Genomic DNA, 14,115 nt, shown 5'->3' on the forward strand with positions numbered 1-14,115 from the left:
ATTTTTCCTGCCATAATCATATAGCGGCTGGAGAAAATTGTCAACACTGAATTTTATATTATATATTTTTGATCAGATATTCCTGTCTGCCATCCCGCAGAAATACAGGAAGGGTATCCATGGAAGCTTCCGCTTCGATCCACTGTCCGCCTTCCAGAATTTCACCCGTATGGGCATTGGTCCAAGTGCTGCCCTTAGGCAGATAGACCTTCCGCCTGAAGGCGTGGGGTTCCACAATAGGAGCCGCCAGAATGTCCGGGCCGTACATGTACTGGGTATCCAGTTCCCAGGTGTTTAAATCCTCCGGGAATTCATAGAACATGGTACGCATAACCGGAGCGCCTGTCTCGTGTGCCTCAGCCATAAGGCTTCTGGTATAATCCCGCATCATTTCACGGATCTCAATGAATTTCTTCATGATCTGGTAATTTTCTTCCCCATAACTCCAAATCTCATTGTCTGCGCCGGTTCCCTCAGTCTCCTCTCCGTCTGCTTTGTAGAGCGGTGTGCGCGGGAGGCGGTTGCCGTGAAGGCGCATAACAGGGCAGAAGGCGCCGAACTGGAACCAGCGGATCAGCAGTTCCTGGAAGTCCTTGTCATAAATGTTGCCGCCGTGGAAGCCGCCGATATCTGTGGTCCACCAGGGGATTCCGGAGAGCCCCATCTGCAGGCCGGCCACGATCTGGTTCCGGAAATCCTGATAGGTGGAGTGGATATCACCGGACCAGATCAGGGCACCGTACTGCTGGCTTCCTGCCCATGCACAGCGCACCAGGTTCAGAACGTCCTCCTGGCCGGCTGCTTTCTGGCCTTCATAGAAGCCGCGGGCGTATTCTCTGGGGTAAATGTTTCCCTGCTGCATGACGCTTCCGGCATAGTAACGGTAGTTTTCGTAATCATAGGTGGTATATTCCGGTTCCGCTTCATCCAGCCAGAAGAGTTTGATTCCGTTTTCCCTGTAATTCTTTCTGCATTTCTCCCAGACATATTCTCTGGCCTCAGGGTTGGTGGCATCATAGAATACATTGTTGCCCTGGAAATCCATCTGGACGTTCAGGCCGTGTTCTGTCTGGACGAGAAGACCCTTCTGGCGCATCTCCTTGAAGTTCTCACTGCGCCAGTCGATCTGGGGCCACACGGATACCATAAGTTCCATTCCGTAAGAGCGCAGTTCTTCCGCCATGGCCTTGGGATCCGGGAAGAAATGCTCATCAAAACGGTAGTCTCCGCACCGCGGCCAGTGATAATAGTCAACCACAAACACATCCACAGGAATGCCCCGGCGGTGATATTCTCTGGCAACAGACAATACCTGTTCCTGGTTATGGTAGCGCAGTTTGCACTGCCAGAAGCCCAGTCCGCATTCCGGCATCATGGGAGCGCGCCCTGTCACCTGGCTGTACTGAGATTCGATCTGAGCGGGAGTGTCGCCTGCTGTGATCCAGTAATCCATTTTTTTGGTGCTGTCAGCCCGCCACTCTGTCACATTTTTGCCAAAAGAGACACTGCCGATGGCGGGATTGTGCCAGAAGAAGCCGTAGCCTTTGCTGGATACATAGAAGGGGATGGATGCCTGGGAGTTTCTGTGGGCCAGTTCAATATTGCAGCCCTTCAGATCCAGGATGTCCTGCTGATACTGGCCCATGCCGTATATTTTTTCATCCTTGTTGGCCTCAAAGCTGACCTTCAGACGGTAATCGCCGCCGATATAAGGGGAAAATTTACGGGCCCTGCGGATCAGGGCGCCGCCGCCGTCCATCTCTTTGAGAAGTATTTCCTTTTTGTCGTTAAAGAAGGTGACAACCGCCGCGCTGTTCCAGCCTCTTGTGTCAATGAGAGCGGAGATTTTGCCGTTTGTGATCGTGGCAGTTTCCTCGTCTGCCTGAATCTGTGTGTGTGACGGTTCCTGTTCTTTCAGGGCACTGCTTGAAAGGTCCAGGGGACCGGAGGGTACGGAAACAACTCTCAGGCTGTTTGCGCCCCATGCCATAATGCGGAGGGTTTCGCCGGCATTGTGGTATTCAATATAATTTTCGCTTTGGGTAAAGAATGACATAATTTTCCTCCTGTAGATAAATAAGTTGTGTAGCGCTCTGGCCGGACAATCACGGCTGACGTTCATTTTCCAGTATTATAAGATTATCCCGGGGAAAAAACATCTATTATGATGTCAGGGTATATTAAAATCATGTCATATTTCTAAACTGGCTGGGTGTCATTCCCGTTGCCTTTCGGAAAGATACGGCAAAGTAGTTGCTGCTGTCAAATCCTACAGCAAGAGCAATATCTATGACGGGAAGACCGGTCTCCCTTAACAGCGACATGGAACGGTTAATGCGGTAGCGGTTCAGGTAAGAGACAGGGGTGGAGCGGAAAGATTTTTTGAAAAAACGGCAGAACTGTTCCCTGCTCAGGGAGACGGATTTGGCAAGGGAATCAAGGTTTAAGGGGTTCTGGTAATTTTCATCAATGTATCTTAGAATCTTCTTTTTCCGCTCCTCATTTATATAGTCGGATGTGGATTTTATATTGTGCTTTTCTTCTTTTATCAGAAGATGAAATAAAATCTGGTAAAGGTATCCCTTGATCAGCAGTTCCCGATAGGGATGGGAGGCGTGATAGGCTGCTGTGAGTTCCCCGAGGAGATGCTGAACAGCCTCACATTTCAAATCCGTGCCGTATATAACATAGGAGGACACAAAGCTGTTCTCAAAGAACGGATTTAACTGTCCGGCCTGGATGGCATCCTGATTTTTACTGGAAATAAAGTCAGGGTGGAACACAATGGAGGTAAAACGGCAGGTTTGATCCCTGTATTGATAGGCACCATGAAGCTGGTTTGGGGGGATCAGTACAATGGTGTCTTTTCCGGCAATGATGGAAATGCCGTCTACCACCAGCTCCATCATGCCTTCTGTCACAAAGAGGATTTCTGCCTCCTCATGCCAGTGGTTGTAAAGGATCAGCCCGTTTTCGCAGTATTCCATGTCCTGATATACCTGAAGGGGAAATTCATGGCTTCCGTGGGCTGCTTGTTCTTTTAAATTATCATTGACGGCTGGATCGATATTCATATAAGGAGTCTCCTATAATAAAAAAAGGCATTCAGGATTAAGAAGCTTCCAGAATGCCTTTACATTAAGTTTAAGTTCAGGTGTTATCTGTTGAATTTGGCTGCCAGATCCTCAAACTCTGAGGCGAAATCCCTGACTGCATCCTCACTGGTTGCCCAGGAAGTACAGAATCTGAGGCAGGTGTGTTCCGGATCGGGTTTGCACTGGAAGGTGGTCAGAAATCTTTCGTTTACCGCTTCCGCCAGAGCATCCGGGAAGATAGGGAATACCTGGTTGGTAGGTGCCGGCGCCAGAAGCGGGATGCCTGCTTTTTCAAACACATCCTTAAGAATCTGTGCCATGGCAACACCTTTGCGTCCAAGCTCCAGATACAGCCCTTCTTTAAAAAGTTCCTCGAACTGAACGCCCATCATCCAGCCCTTTGCAAGGATTGCTCCGTGCTGTTTCATATTGAAGCGGAAATGGTCTTTAAATTCTTCTTTTACAATAACAAGAGCCTCGCCGAACATGGCGCCCACTTTCGTTCCGCCGATGTAGAAGGCGTCACATAGATCCGGCAGGTCCGGGAAGGTCAGGTGTGTCTCCTCCACAGCCAGGGCCATAGCCAGGCGCGCGCCGTCCATGTACAGATACAGGTCGTGGCGTTTGCAGAAGGCATACAGAGTTTCCAGCTCTTCTTTGGTGTAAACAGTTCCCACCTCTGTGGGATTGGATATATAAACCAGGCGTGGTTCCACCCAGTGTTCATTTTCATGTAATTTTAAGACAGGACGAATCAGGTCCGGTGTCAGTTTTCCGTCATCAGCGGGAATGGAAAATACCTTATGCCCCGTGGATTCAATAGCCCCGGTCTCGTGAGTGTTGATGTGACCGGTATCGGCACTTAAAACAGCTTCATATGGACGCAGAATATGGGAGATAAAAGTCAGGTTGGTGAGAGTACCTCCGGCGATGAAATGAATGTCCACGCTGTAATCCTCAAGTGCTTCCTGAATCAATTCCCTTGCGTTGTCACTGTGCTCGTCCAGTCCGTATGAATTGTTCTGGTGATAATTGATGGTTTCCAGCGCCCTGAGTATGTTAGGGTGCGCTCCTTCACTGTAATCATTCTGAAAACTATACATGGCAAAAATCCCCTTTTCCTGTATTTCTATCCGCATCCGAAGTCCGTTTTTCAGGCTCCGAATGACATGCTGCTGTTTCAAGCTACATTCTATCACACTTTGCAGGAAAAACAAATCATTTCGTTGAAAATGTCCGTTTTTGTTGATATAATGGGCGCAACGAGCCAAGTGGGAGCTTGCTCACATTTGGCGACTGCAGAAGATTGGGAACGCAGTTCGCAATATAATGGGCGCAACGAGGCAAGTTTTGGATGAACTGTTGGATTGATATAACACATTATGATGTTCATGAGGAGAGGTGTATATGGAAGAGACCGTAAATAAATTATTTCAAGATATAAATCATCTCATACAGGAGTCAAAAACAAAAGTAGCGGCCGTTGCTAATGCGGAAATCACAATATTATTTTGGAATATTGGAAATCGAATTAATGAAGATGTATTGGGAAACGCCAGAGCTCAATACGGAAAGCAGATAGTCGTGACGTTGTCACGACAATTAACAGCATATTATGGTAACAGTTATGATGAGAAAAAATTACGAAGGATGATGCAGTTTGCAAAAAGTTTTCCTTCGTTGGAGAATGTCGTTACACTGTCACGACAATTATCCTGGTCACATTTCGTTGCATTGATTCCTGTAAAAGATGATGTTGCACGAGATTTTTATGCGGAATTATGCAGATATGAAAAATGGAATGTCAGAACATTGCGGAAAAAAATAAGTGGCATGTTGTATGAAAGAACCGCAATCAGTTCAAAGCCAGAAGAATTGATCAGACAGGAGATTGCGGAACTAAAGAATAAAGATAAAGTGTCTCCGGATATTGTTTTTCACAATCCATATTTTCTTGATTTTACCGGATTAAGAGGTAATTTTAAAGAAAAAAACCTTGAAGAAATGCTGTTGACCGAACTGGAGAAATTTATAATGGAGTTAGGAACAGGATTTACATTTGTTGAACGGCAGAAGCATATGGTAATAGACGGTGAGGATTTTTTTCTGGACATGTTGTTTTTCAACAGGGCATTACATAGATTGGTAGCGGTAGAACTAAAACTCGGAAAGTTTAAGGCGTCGTATAAAGGACAGATGGAATTGTATCTGCGCTGGTTGGAAAAGTATGAAATGCAGGACGGCGAGGAAACTCCTTTAGGGCTGATTTTATGTACAGAAGGAGGAAACGAGCAAATTGAACTTTTACAGTTAGATAAGGCGGGCATTCGTGTTTCACAGTATTTGACTGTTTTGCCGGAAAAGCATTTGTTAACAGAGCAGATTAACAGAGCATTAGAGGAAGCCAGAGAACGTCAGGCAATGGAATATGATGATGAGTATGATGATTAACAAGCACTAAGAAATAAAGTTAAGTGTGAAATATAAAAGTGAAATTGAACCGCAGTGTGCATCTGCTGGCGCAGCGATCCGGGTGAGAAGAGAGGTGAGGTTGTATCAAAATAGGTGAGGTTTCAAAATTACTGCATATATCCCAGGATACAATCCGCTACTACATGGAGCTGGGCCTTCTGGTTCCCGGGAGACATGGGAATCTGTATGATTTCAGTGAGGACAGTATTGAGGACATCCGCTGGATTCATAAGCTGAAGGAAATGGGATTCCTGTTGAAAGAGATCCAGAAAGTTTTGTCTCTGCGGCGCACTTCCAACTGGGTAGAACCCCAGGAAATAGCCGAGTACCTGATTCTTCTGGACAAAAAGAAAAAATCCCTGCGAAAGGATATTAAAAATATCGAAGATGAGATTGCGCGTATAGAAGAGGAAGAGAAATCCTTTGCCATCGAGACAGCAGGGGATAAAGTGCTAGTGGGCGCTCCCCTAAAAGCGTTGGAATACCTGCGCTGTCCTTTCTGCGGAGAAGCCTTTGCCGTTGAGCAGGTGCAGATGAACAGCAGATATATTTATAATGGAAAACTGGCCTGTTCCTGCGGATATGCCCTTGAGATCAGGGACGGGATCATTTTGTCACCCAGCGCGGCAGATGAAGCGGACGGGGGTGCGGATCTGGAGCGGGAAAAATATAAAGATCTTCCCGCATCTGTGGTGACGATGCTGCAGAGAAGCTATAACTTTCTCCTTCATCGTATTTCAGGGATGCAGCTCTATGACAGGGTGGTTATGGAGACGGATATCAATGAATTTTTTTATTTGTATACGCATTTTAGAAAAATAGAGAACCGTGTGCTGTTCATCATTACAGACCGTTATCCACAGGTGCTCAGAATGTACAAAGAGAGGATTGAGTACCTGAAGCTTGACCTTGACATTCTGTATATTGCCGATGGAAGCGGTAATTATCCTTTGAAAAAGGGAAGCGTGGATCTGCTGATCGACTATTTCAGCTCGAATTACAGAGAAACATGCCGCGGGGAATCTATGTCCGGCCGGATGCTGGAATATCTGAAGGAAAACGGCGAGATTATAGGCTGCTATTTCTCCGGAAAAAATGAAGGAAGAATATTTGATAAAAAACAGTTCCTTGAGGAAATGAAAGGGAATGGATATGCCCTTATAAAGGAGCGTACCATCGAATGTCCGGTGGAAGTGGGAAAAGGGAACCAGCTTTTGCTGTATGAGGTCAAAGCAGAGGAAAGTACAGCGGCACAAAAGACAGTCACATAAAAGACAGCCACGCAGAAGACAGCAGTACAGAGGACAGCCACACAGAAGACAGATGCACAAAAAACAGGCCGACGACCGGAAGGGGATTCTTTCGGTCATCGGCCTGTTTGTTTCATCCTGCAAAAAGTTTATGGGATTTTCTATTTAAAATATGGCCGTACTCAGAAAAATTACGGCGTAGACTGAAACTGGAAATCAAGCCTTTTCAGGATTTCAGCCGTATGGCTGCAGCATTGGCATGTCCCGGGAAACCTTCCCCTTCCGCCAGGTGGGAGGCAAGTGCTGCAACCTGATGAGCAGCCTCCTTTGTCAGCCGCTGGGTCGTGCAGACCCTGGAAAAGGTACCGATCCAGACACCGCCGCTGTACCGGGCAGCCTTTCCTGTGGGCAGGGTATGGTTAATGCCGTTTACATAGTCACTGTATACAACAGCAGAATATTTTCCCATAAACAGGGAACCGTAATTCTTAAATTTATCCGTATAGGCCTCTGCACCGGCAAACTGCAGCACCAGATGTTCCGGGGCAAAGGCATTGGCAAGACGGCATGCGTCATCCAGGGAGTCTGCCAGTATAACTTCACCGCAGGTGTTCCAGGAGGCGGATGCAATGTCCTCTGTCTCAAGCTCGGGAAGCTGCTTTTCCACCTGACGGATCACCTCAAGCCCAAGTGTCTTATCTGTGGTGATCAGCCGGGCAATCGCCTGGGAGTCATGTTCAGATTCTGAGAGAAGGTCCGCCGCGATGCAGGCAGGGTCTGCCTCCCGGTCAGCGATAACCAGAATTTCACTGGGGCCGGCCAGAAAGTCAATACCGATACGACCGTAACACTGGCGCTTGGCCTCTGTCACATACTGGTTGCCCGGGCCTACGATCATGTCCACAGGTTCTATCTGCTCTGTTCCGCAGGCAAAGGCGGCAACCGCATGGGCACCGCTCAGCGCGTATATTTCACGGATTCCGGCAATATCCATGGCTACCAGGGTGGAAGGGTGGACACTGTCTGTCCCGTTGACGGCAGGCGTGCACATGGCAATTCTTCTTACATCTGCTGTCCGGGCAGTAATGCCCATCATCAGGGCAGTGGAGTACAGCGGATACCCGCCGCCCGGAACATAACAGCAGCAGGAGTCCACCGGAATGATCTTCTGTCCGAGAAAAATGCCCGGAGATATTTCATAATCGGAAAAACCGTGCAGGGAAGCCTTCTGTTTCAGGGCGAAATCCTCCAGACGCTGTGCCGTGGTTTTCAGGTCCTCGATCAATGCAGGGGAAGTAAGATCATAGGCCCGTCGGATTTCCTCCGGGGAAATGCGCAGGCTTGTGCGTGTATTTCCGTCAAATTGTGTATTGTATTCAATCAAAGCTCTGTCTCCCCTTGCGGAGACATCCCTGATAATGGCATGGACTTCGGCTTCCAGATTCTGTTGCTTCTGACGGTCCACAGGCTTTGCTTTTTTCAAATATTCCAAAAAAATCCCTCCCTTGCAGCTGGTTGTTACATCCAGTATACAAGAGAGGGAAATGCTTTGGCAAGCAGATTATTTCTGCCGGTATCCGTATGCCTCCAGATATTTTAAGGGGATGGACATACGCACCGTTTTGTTCGGATTTACAGTCTGGCAGATGGACAGGTCTGCAGCTATGGACTGGAGCATGATCGCCTCATCAGAGGTCAGTTCTGTTTCGGTTACCATGTAATCATGCAGGTACTCCACAGCTTTTGCCCAGGCCTCATCCACTGTTTTGCAGGAGGCAACAGCCATAACCTCTTTGTCAGTGACAACAACAGGGTAAGGTTTCTGATGATTGGGGATCACGGTCAGTTTTAAGGTGACCTCACCTGCGGTTTCCACACCGCAGCCTCCGATTTCCCCGTCGCCCATGCAGGCATGAAGATCACCCAGGGATAAAAGCGCACCTTCTGCAGCAACAGGGAAATAAATACTGGAACCTGTTTTAATCTGGGTACAGTCCATATTTCCGCCGTGGGAATCAGGTGTATCTGTGGGGATAGCCTGTCCTGCCGGGGCTACGCCGATGACACCGACCATGGGTTTTAAGTCAAGGGAAAGCCTGGGGCTGAAGCCGATCTTTCCGTTTCTTACCGGCAGACGTTTGACGGCAGGGGTTTTCACCAAATGAGCAAGGCAGCCAAATTCAGAATCAATTTCCGTTACGCCTGTGGGGGCGAGGGAGATATCCAGGATCTCTGCTTTCAGGGTATCCCCCGGTTTGGCGCCTTCAACAAAAATGGGGCCTGTGGCGGGGTTTAACTCATCAAAGAGCAGAGAGTCAAAGGAGCTGTCATCTGGGATCAGCCTGTCTTTAAAACAGTCATAGGTATGTACTGTGACGGTTTCACCGTTTTTAACTGTGAGAACAGGAGCGTGCTCTCTGCTCATGGTATAGATCACTTGGTCCCGGTTAAGATTTTTCATAAAGTTCCTCCAGAAAACAAACATTTTTATTCTTTAACAAGGCGTTTTCCCTTCTTTTCCACATACTGGTCAGAAGAAGGGTCATCCTCCAGCTTCATGATGGTCAGCCCTGTAAAGCCAAAGATGGCTGAGACGATAGGGCAGAGGATATTAAAGAAGCAGTAAGGCAGATAGGTCAGTGTGGGCACACCCAGGAAGCCGGACATGGTGGCACCGCAGGTATTCCAGGGGATGAGCGGGGAAGTGACAGTGCCGGCATCCTCCAGTACACGGGAGAGGTTCCTCGGGGCAAGTCCGCGCTTTCGGTATTCATCCTTGAACATTCTGCCCGGAATGGCAATGGCAATGCAATGGTCTCCAAGGAGTACATTGCAGAACAGGGCAGAGATAATGGTGACAAGCACCAGTGAGCCTGTATTTTTGGCAAATTCCAGCAGTTTGTTGGCGATTACGCTCATCATGCCGGTACATTCCAGTATACCGCCGAAGGACAGGGCGCAGATGATAAGGGAAACCGTCCACATCATGCTCATCAGTCCGCCTCTTGTGAGAAGTTCATCTACCATGGCATGGCCTGTCTCAACTACAACACCGTTCTGTACTGCATTGAACACAATGGATAAATCCTGATGCTGGAAGACAATCCCGCAGATCATACCGAGCACTGTTCCGGCGAAGAGACCGGGGATAGCCGGGACTTTTAGGGCAATCAGGACAATTACAATGACAGGTACCAGGAGCAGCCAGGGGGTAATGTTATAGTTGGCAGCCAGAGCGTCCAGGATTCCGTTGATCTGTCCATGGTCTAACTCCTGTCCGGCAAAACGGAAACCGATGATGCCGAAGCCCACAATGGAAATACCATAGGCAATGACAGTGGTGTACATCATATGTTTGATATGGTCTGTGAGTTTTGCGCCCGCAATGGCAGCAGCCAAGTTCGTGGTATCGGACAGGGGAGACATTTTATCACCGAAATAGGCACCGGAGATAATGGCACCGCCTGCCAGACCGACAGGAATATCCAGTCCCTTTGCGATTCCCACAAGGGCAATGCCGATGGTGCCCACAGTAGCCCAGGAACCGCCTGCAGCAAGGGAGACAATACTGCACAGGATCATACAGGCCACCAGGAAGAAGGCAGGCGTGAGAATCTGCAGCCCGTAGTAAACGAGTGCAGGAACTACACCGCCCACGATCCAGGTTCCAATGGTAGCGCCGATGATGATCAGCAGCAGCACAGCCTGCATGATACTTTTCAGCGATTCAATGGCTCCATCCTCCAGATCCTGCCAGGTGTAACCCAGAAAGACAATGGCAATAAATGCCGTAATGCAGGTACCCAGTATAAGCGGAACCTGAACATCCACCTTCAGCACAGACACAGAAAAAATCAGGATGATGACAGTCAGCACTACCGGTGTCAGAGCCAGGAGCAGGGTAGGCTCTTTCTTCACTTTTTCTTTTGCATTCATAAATCTTTTCCTCCATTCTTACTGAAAAACGCTTCAGCTTTTGATGAATTAAGACTATCATAGCCTGTAAAACCAATGTCAACAAGGAAAAAGAAGGATTTCATGGAGTATACTCCATATTTTGTATCAGAGTGTGTCGTAACGGTTCAGCTTGTCTGTACTGTTACAGCGTGTCAGAAAATTGCTATTTTTCTGGACGAAAAAATCTTGCTAATTTCTATCAACATATGATAATATGATAAGAACGCAAAAGCGTTTTGGACAAATTCATGCACAGCAGGGGCGGAAGTGGTACTTTCGTCCCCTTTTACCGTGTTATGGGCGGGCAGGGAGATACCGGCCGTGGACGGATATGAAATTGGCTGGATCTACAGGCAGATAATAAGTTTCAGACATACTCAGATACAATATAAATAAAATTAATTTTGAAAGGATGAGACAGAGATGACAAAGATTGACATTTTTTCGGGTTTTTTGGGAGCAGGTAAGACAACTTTGATTAAAAAGCTTCTGAAAGAGGCATACAAAGGCGAGCAGGTAGTGCTCATTGAAAATGAGTTCGGAGAGATTGGTATCGACGGCGGTTTTCTGAAGGAGGCCGGAATTGAGATTCGTGAAATGAATTCCGGTTGTATCTGCTGTTCCCTGGTCGGAGATTTTGGGGAGGCTTTAAAAGAGGTGATTCAGAAGTATGAGCCGGACCGTATTATCATTGAGCCCTCAGGTGTAGGAAAACTTTCCGATGTGATCAAAGCAGTTAAAAAAGTGGAAGGAGAGGTTGACATAAAACTCAACAGCTTCACAACACTTGTGGATGTTATGAAATGCAAAATGTATATGAAGAACTTTGGTGAATTTTTCAGCAATCAGATAGAGTATGCAGGGACTATTATCCTGAGCAGAACGGACAAAGCGGCAGAGGAGAAGGTAATCGCAGCCCTTCAGATAATCCGCGGATTGAATAAGTCGGCTGCAGTTATCACAACACCGATTGAAAAATTATCCGGGGCAAAAATTCTGGATACCATGGAAAATAACCGTTCTCTGGAAAAAGAGCTTCTGGAAGAGGAAGTATGCCCGGTATGCGGCGGACACCATGAGCATCATCATGAAGAGGAATGCGGTCATGAGCATCACCATGGAGAGGAATGCGGTCATGAGCATCACCATGGAGAGGAATGCGGTCATGAGCATCACCATGGAGAGGAATGCGGTCATGAGCATCACCATGGAGAGGAATGTGATCATGACCATCACCATGGAGAGGAATGCAGTCATGACCATCACCACGGAGAGGAATGCGGCCATGAGCATCACCATGAAGAGGAATGTGATCACGACCACCACCACACCGAATCCTGCGGCTGCGGTCACACCCATGACCACCATGACCATGACCATCATCACCATCACGCAGACGAAGTTTTCACCAGCTGGGGACGCGAGACAGCCAAAACTTACACAGAAGAAGAAATCCATGCTATTCTGGAAGCACTGTCAGACGATGAGGAATACGGCATGATCCTTCGTGCAAAAGGAATGGTAGAAGGCAAAAACGGAAGCTGGATTTATTTTGACATGGTACCGGGCGAGGCAGATGTGCGCGAAGGTTCACCGGAATATACGGGCAGGATTTGTGTGATCGGCTCCAAGCTCAAAGAAAGCAGTCTGGAAAAACTTTTTAAACTGGCATAAGAACAAGCTCTAGGGAAAGGACGTGGAAAAATGGATGAAATTACAGTACCTATTTATCTCATGGCAGGATTTTTGGAGAGCGGCAAGACCTCTTTCCTGAATTTTACCATTGAGCAGGATTATTTTCAGATAGACGGCCCCACACTTTTGATCCTCTGTGAGGAAGGTGAGGAGGAGTTTGACAAACAGGCATTAAAAAAGAGCAGGACTTCTGTGGAAATCCTGGACAACCCCGAGGAACTGACGCCGGAGCGTCTTGTGGCATACGATGCATTTTACAATCCGGCCCGCATTATTATTGAATACAATGGCATGTGGCAGCTGAGTAAACTGGAAGAGATGGATATGCCGAAAGGCTGGGGAATCGTCCAGCACATTGTGACGGTGGATGCCAGCACCTTCCAGGTGTATATGAACAACATGAAATCCCTTTTTGTGGAAATGATAAGAAATGCGGACATGGTTCTTTTTAACCGCTGCGAGCAGGGTATGCCGCTGGCAACCTTCCGCAGAAGTGTGAAAGTAGTGAATCAGGCAGCAGAAATCATCTTCGAGGATGAGGAAGGCGAGATTGAAAATATTTTTGAAGATGAAATGCCTTTTGACGTAAACGCAGATATTATTGAGATCATGGACGAGGATTACGGCATCTGGTTCATTGACGCCATGGACCATCCGGAAACCTACAAAGGGAAAAAAGTTTCTTTCACAGGCATGGTTTTAAAATCCAGAGAATTTGCGAAAGATATGTTTGTGCCCGGCCGTATGGCTATGACCTGCTGTGCGGATGATACCACATTTATCGGCTATGTCTGCAAAAGCCCGGAAGCACGTTCTTTAAGAACAGGAAAATGGGTGAAGGTTGTGGCAGAAGTGGATTATGAGTATATGGACTTCTACAATAAAGAGGGTCCTGTGCTCACCGCAGTATCCGTGGAACAGACAGAGCCGCTGAAAGAAGAACTGGTATATTTCAACTAAAAAAGCGAGGAAATAACTAAGGAGAACCAACCACATGTATTTAATTGCAGGACTTGGAAACCCGGGAAAACAGTATGAGAGAACCCGCCACAATATGGGGTTTGATACCGTGGACGAGCTGGTTGACCGGCATCGGATTCCCGGATCAGGCATCCAGCACAAGGCAATGTACGGCAAAGGGATGATCGCCGGTGAAAAAGTGATACTGGCAAAGCCCCTTACCTATATGAACCTGAGCGGTGATTCTGTACGGGAGTTCATCAATTACTATAAAATAGACCCGGAGACAGAGCTGATCGTCATTTACGATGACATAGATTTGGAGCCGGGACAGATACGCATCCGGAAAAAAGGCAGCGCCGGAGGGCATAATGGAATGAAAAGCATTATCGCACAGCTCGGCACCCAGAATTTTTACCGTATCAAGGTGGGTGTGGGTGCAAAACCGGCAGGCTGGGATCTGGCTGATTATGTGCTGGGCCGCTTTTCCACCCAGGAGAGGGAGGAAGTGGATAAAGCCATCGGGGAGGCTGCGGATGCAGTGGAAGTGATACTCAGCGAAGGCATAGATGCTGCCATGAACAAATATAATGCAAAAAAGAAGTAATGATTCAGTCAAATGGATTACAGCGGGTATCCGCCTATGAAAACCGTTTTGCGGCGGGGCGGATATCTGCACATAAATG

General features: G+C 47.6%; 11 protein-coding genes. 5 read left to right on the forward strand and 6 right to left on the reverse strand.

The features are described 5' to 3' along the window. Window positions 1-58: 58 nt before the first annotated feature. From LC508_RS21340 to LC508_RS21350, 3 genes are all read right to left on the reverse strand, one after another. Window positions 59-2,056 carry a glycoside hydrolase family 31 protein gene (locus tag LC508_RS21340; protein WP_103731079.1) on the reverse strand — a complete coding sequence of 666 codons (1,998 nt, stop codon included), beginning with the start codon at window positions 2,054-2,056 and terminating at the stop codon, window positions 59-61. A 130-nt stretch (window positions 2,057-2,186) separates the two neighbouring features. Further along, window positions 2,187-3,074, reverse strand: a complete 888-nt coding sequence (locus LC508_RS21345) for an AraC family transcriptional regulator (protein WP_052099643.1) — start codon at window positions 3,072-3,074, stop codon at window positions 2,187-2,189. 83 nt (window positions 3,075-3,157) lie between these two features. After that, window positions 3,158-4,198: a threonine aldolase family protein gene (locus LC508_RS21350; RefSeq protein ID WP_033142901.1), complete on the reverse strand. Its 1,041-nt coding sequence runs from the start codon at window positions 4,196-4,198 to the stop codon at window positions 3,158-3,160. 304 nt (window positions 4,199-4,502) lie between these two features. Here LC508_RS21350 and LC508_RS21355 point away from each other — a divergent pair, with 304 nt between their 5' ends. Together LC508_RS21355 and LC508_RS21360 are read left to right on the forward strand one after the other, a co-directional pair. Next, on the forward strand, window positions 4,503-5,546 hold the full coding sequence (locus LC508_RS21355) for a PDDEXK nuclease domain-containing protein (RefSeq protein ID WP_033142900.1): 1,044 nt from the start codon (window positions 4,503-4,505) through the stop codon (window positions 5,544-5,546). A 110-nt stretch (window positions 5,547-5,656) separates the two neighbouring features. Further along, window positions 5,657-6,838, forward strand: coding sequence for a MerR family transcriptional regulator (locus LC508_RS21360; RefSeq protein ID WP_225305405.1), 1,182 nt, complete (start codon window positions 5,657-5,659; stop codon window positions 6,836-6,838). Window positions 6,839-7,043: 205 nt separating this feature from the next. On the opposite strand, the gene hisD is transcribed toward LC508_RS21360, so the two are convergent. From hisD to nhaC, 3 genes are all read right to left on the reverse strand, one after another. Next, on the reverse strand, window positions 7,044-8,309 hold the full coding sequence (gene hisD, locus LC508_RS21365) for a histidinol dehydrogenase (RefSeq protein WP_033142898.1): 1,266 nt from the start codon (window positions 8,307-8,309) through the stop codon (window positions 7,044-7,046). 69 nt (window positions 8,310-8,378) lie between these two features. Continuing rightward, window positions 8,379-9,278 carry an acetamidase/formamidase family protein gene (locus LC508_RS21370; protein ID WP_033142897.1) on the reverse strand — a complete coding sequence of 300 codons (900 nt, stop codon included), beginning with the start codon at window positions 9,276-9,278 and terminating at the stop codon, window positions 8,379-8,381. Between the two features lie 26 nt (window positions 9,279-9,304). Beyond that, window positions 9,305-10,753, reverse strand: a complete 1,449-nt coding sequence (gene nhaC / locus LC508_RS21375; RefSeq protein ID WP_033142896.1) for a Na+/H+ antiporter NhaC — start codon at window positions 10,751-10,753, stop codon at window positions 9,305-9,307. A 444-nt stretch (window positions 10,754-11,197) separates the two neighbouring features. On the opposite strand from nhaC, the gene LC508_RS21380 reads away from it, so the two are divergent. Genes LC508_RS21380 through pth form a run of 3 tightly spaced genes read left to right on the forward strand, consistent with a single transcriptional unit; the run spans window position 11,198 to window position 14,036 of the window. After that, on the forward strand, window positions 11,198-12,448 hold the full coding sequence (locus LC508_RS21380; RefSeq protein ID WP_225305243.1) for a GTP-binding protein: 1,251 nt from the start codon (window positions 11,198-11,200) through the stop codon (window positions 12,446-12,448). Between the two features lie 30 nt (window positions 12,449-12,478). Further along, window positions 12,479-13,429, forward strand: a complete 951-nt coding sequence (locus tag LC508_RS21385) for a TIGR03943 family putative permease subunit (RefSeq protein WP_033144204.1) — start codon at window positions 12,479-12,481, stop codon at window positions 13,427-13,429. 34 nt (window positions 13,430-13,463) lie between these two features. Next, entirely contained in the window at window positions 13,464-14,036 is a 573-nt protein-coding gene (pth, locus tag LC508_RS21390) for an aminoacyl-tRNA hydrolase (protein ID WP_033144205.1), read from the forward strand. Window positions 14,037-14,115: the final 79 nt, after the last annotated feature.

Source organism: Blautia parvula, assembly GCF_020215665.1.
GTDB classification, from domain to species: Bacteria; Bacillota; Clostridia; order Lachnospirales; family Lachnospiraceae; genus Blautia; species Blautia celeris.

What these genes read in the sequence shown, in the direction of transcription:
- LC508_RS21350 (WP_033142901.1), bottom strand. Translation starts at nt 4,198, where the DNA reads ATGTATAGTTTTCAGAATGATTACAGTGAAGGAGCGCACCCTAACATA.
- pth (WP_033144205.1), top strand. Translation starts at nt 13,464, where the DNA reads ATGTATTTAATTGCAGGACTTGGAAACCCGGGAAAACAGTATGAGAGA.
- LC508_RS21370 (WP_033142897.1), bottom strand. Translation starts at nt 9,278, where the DNA reads ATGAAAAATCTTAACCGGGACCAAGTGATCTATACCATGAGCAGAGAG.
- nhaC (WP_033142896.1), bottom strand. Translation starts at nt 10,753, where the DNA reads ATGAATGCAAAAGAAAAAGTGAAGAAAGAGCCTACCCTGCTCCTGGCT.
- LC508_RS21385 (WP_033144204.1), top strand. Translation starts at nt 12,479, where the DNA reads ATGGATGAAATTACAGTACCTATTTATCTCATGGCAGGATTTTTGGAG.
- LC508_RS21380 (WP_225305243.1), top strand. Translation starts at nt 11,198, where the DNA reads ATGACAAAGATTGACATTTTTTCGGGTTTTTTGGGAGCAGGTAAGACA.
- LC508_RS21345 (WP_052099643.1), bottom strand. Translation starts at nt 3,074, where the DNA reads ATGAATATCGATCCAGCCGTCAATGATAATTTAAAAGAACAAGCAGCC.
- LC508_RS21355 (WP_033142900.1), top strand. Translation starts at nt 4,503, where the DNA reads ATGGAAGAGACCGTAAATAAATTATTTCAAGATATAAATCATCTCATA.
- LC508_RS21340 (WP_103731079.1), bottom strand. Translation starts at nt 2,056, where the DNA reads ATGTCATTCTTTACCCAAAGCGAAAATTATATTGAATACCACAATGCC.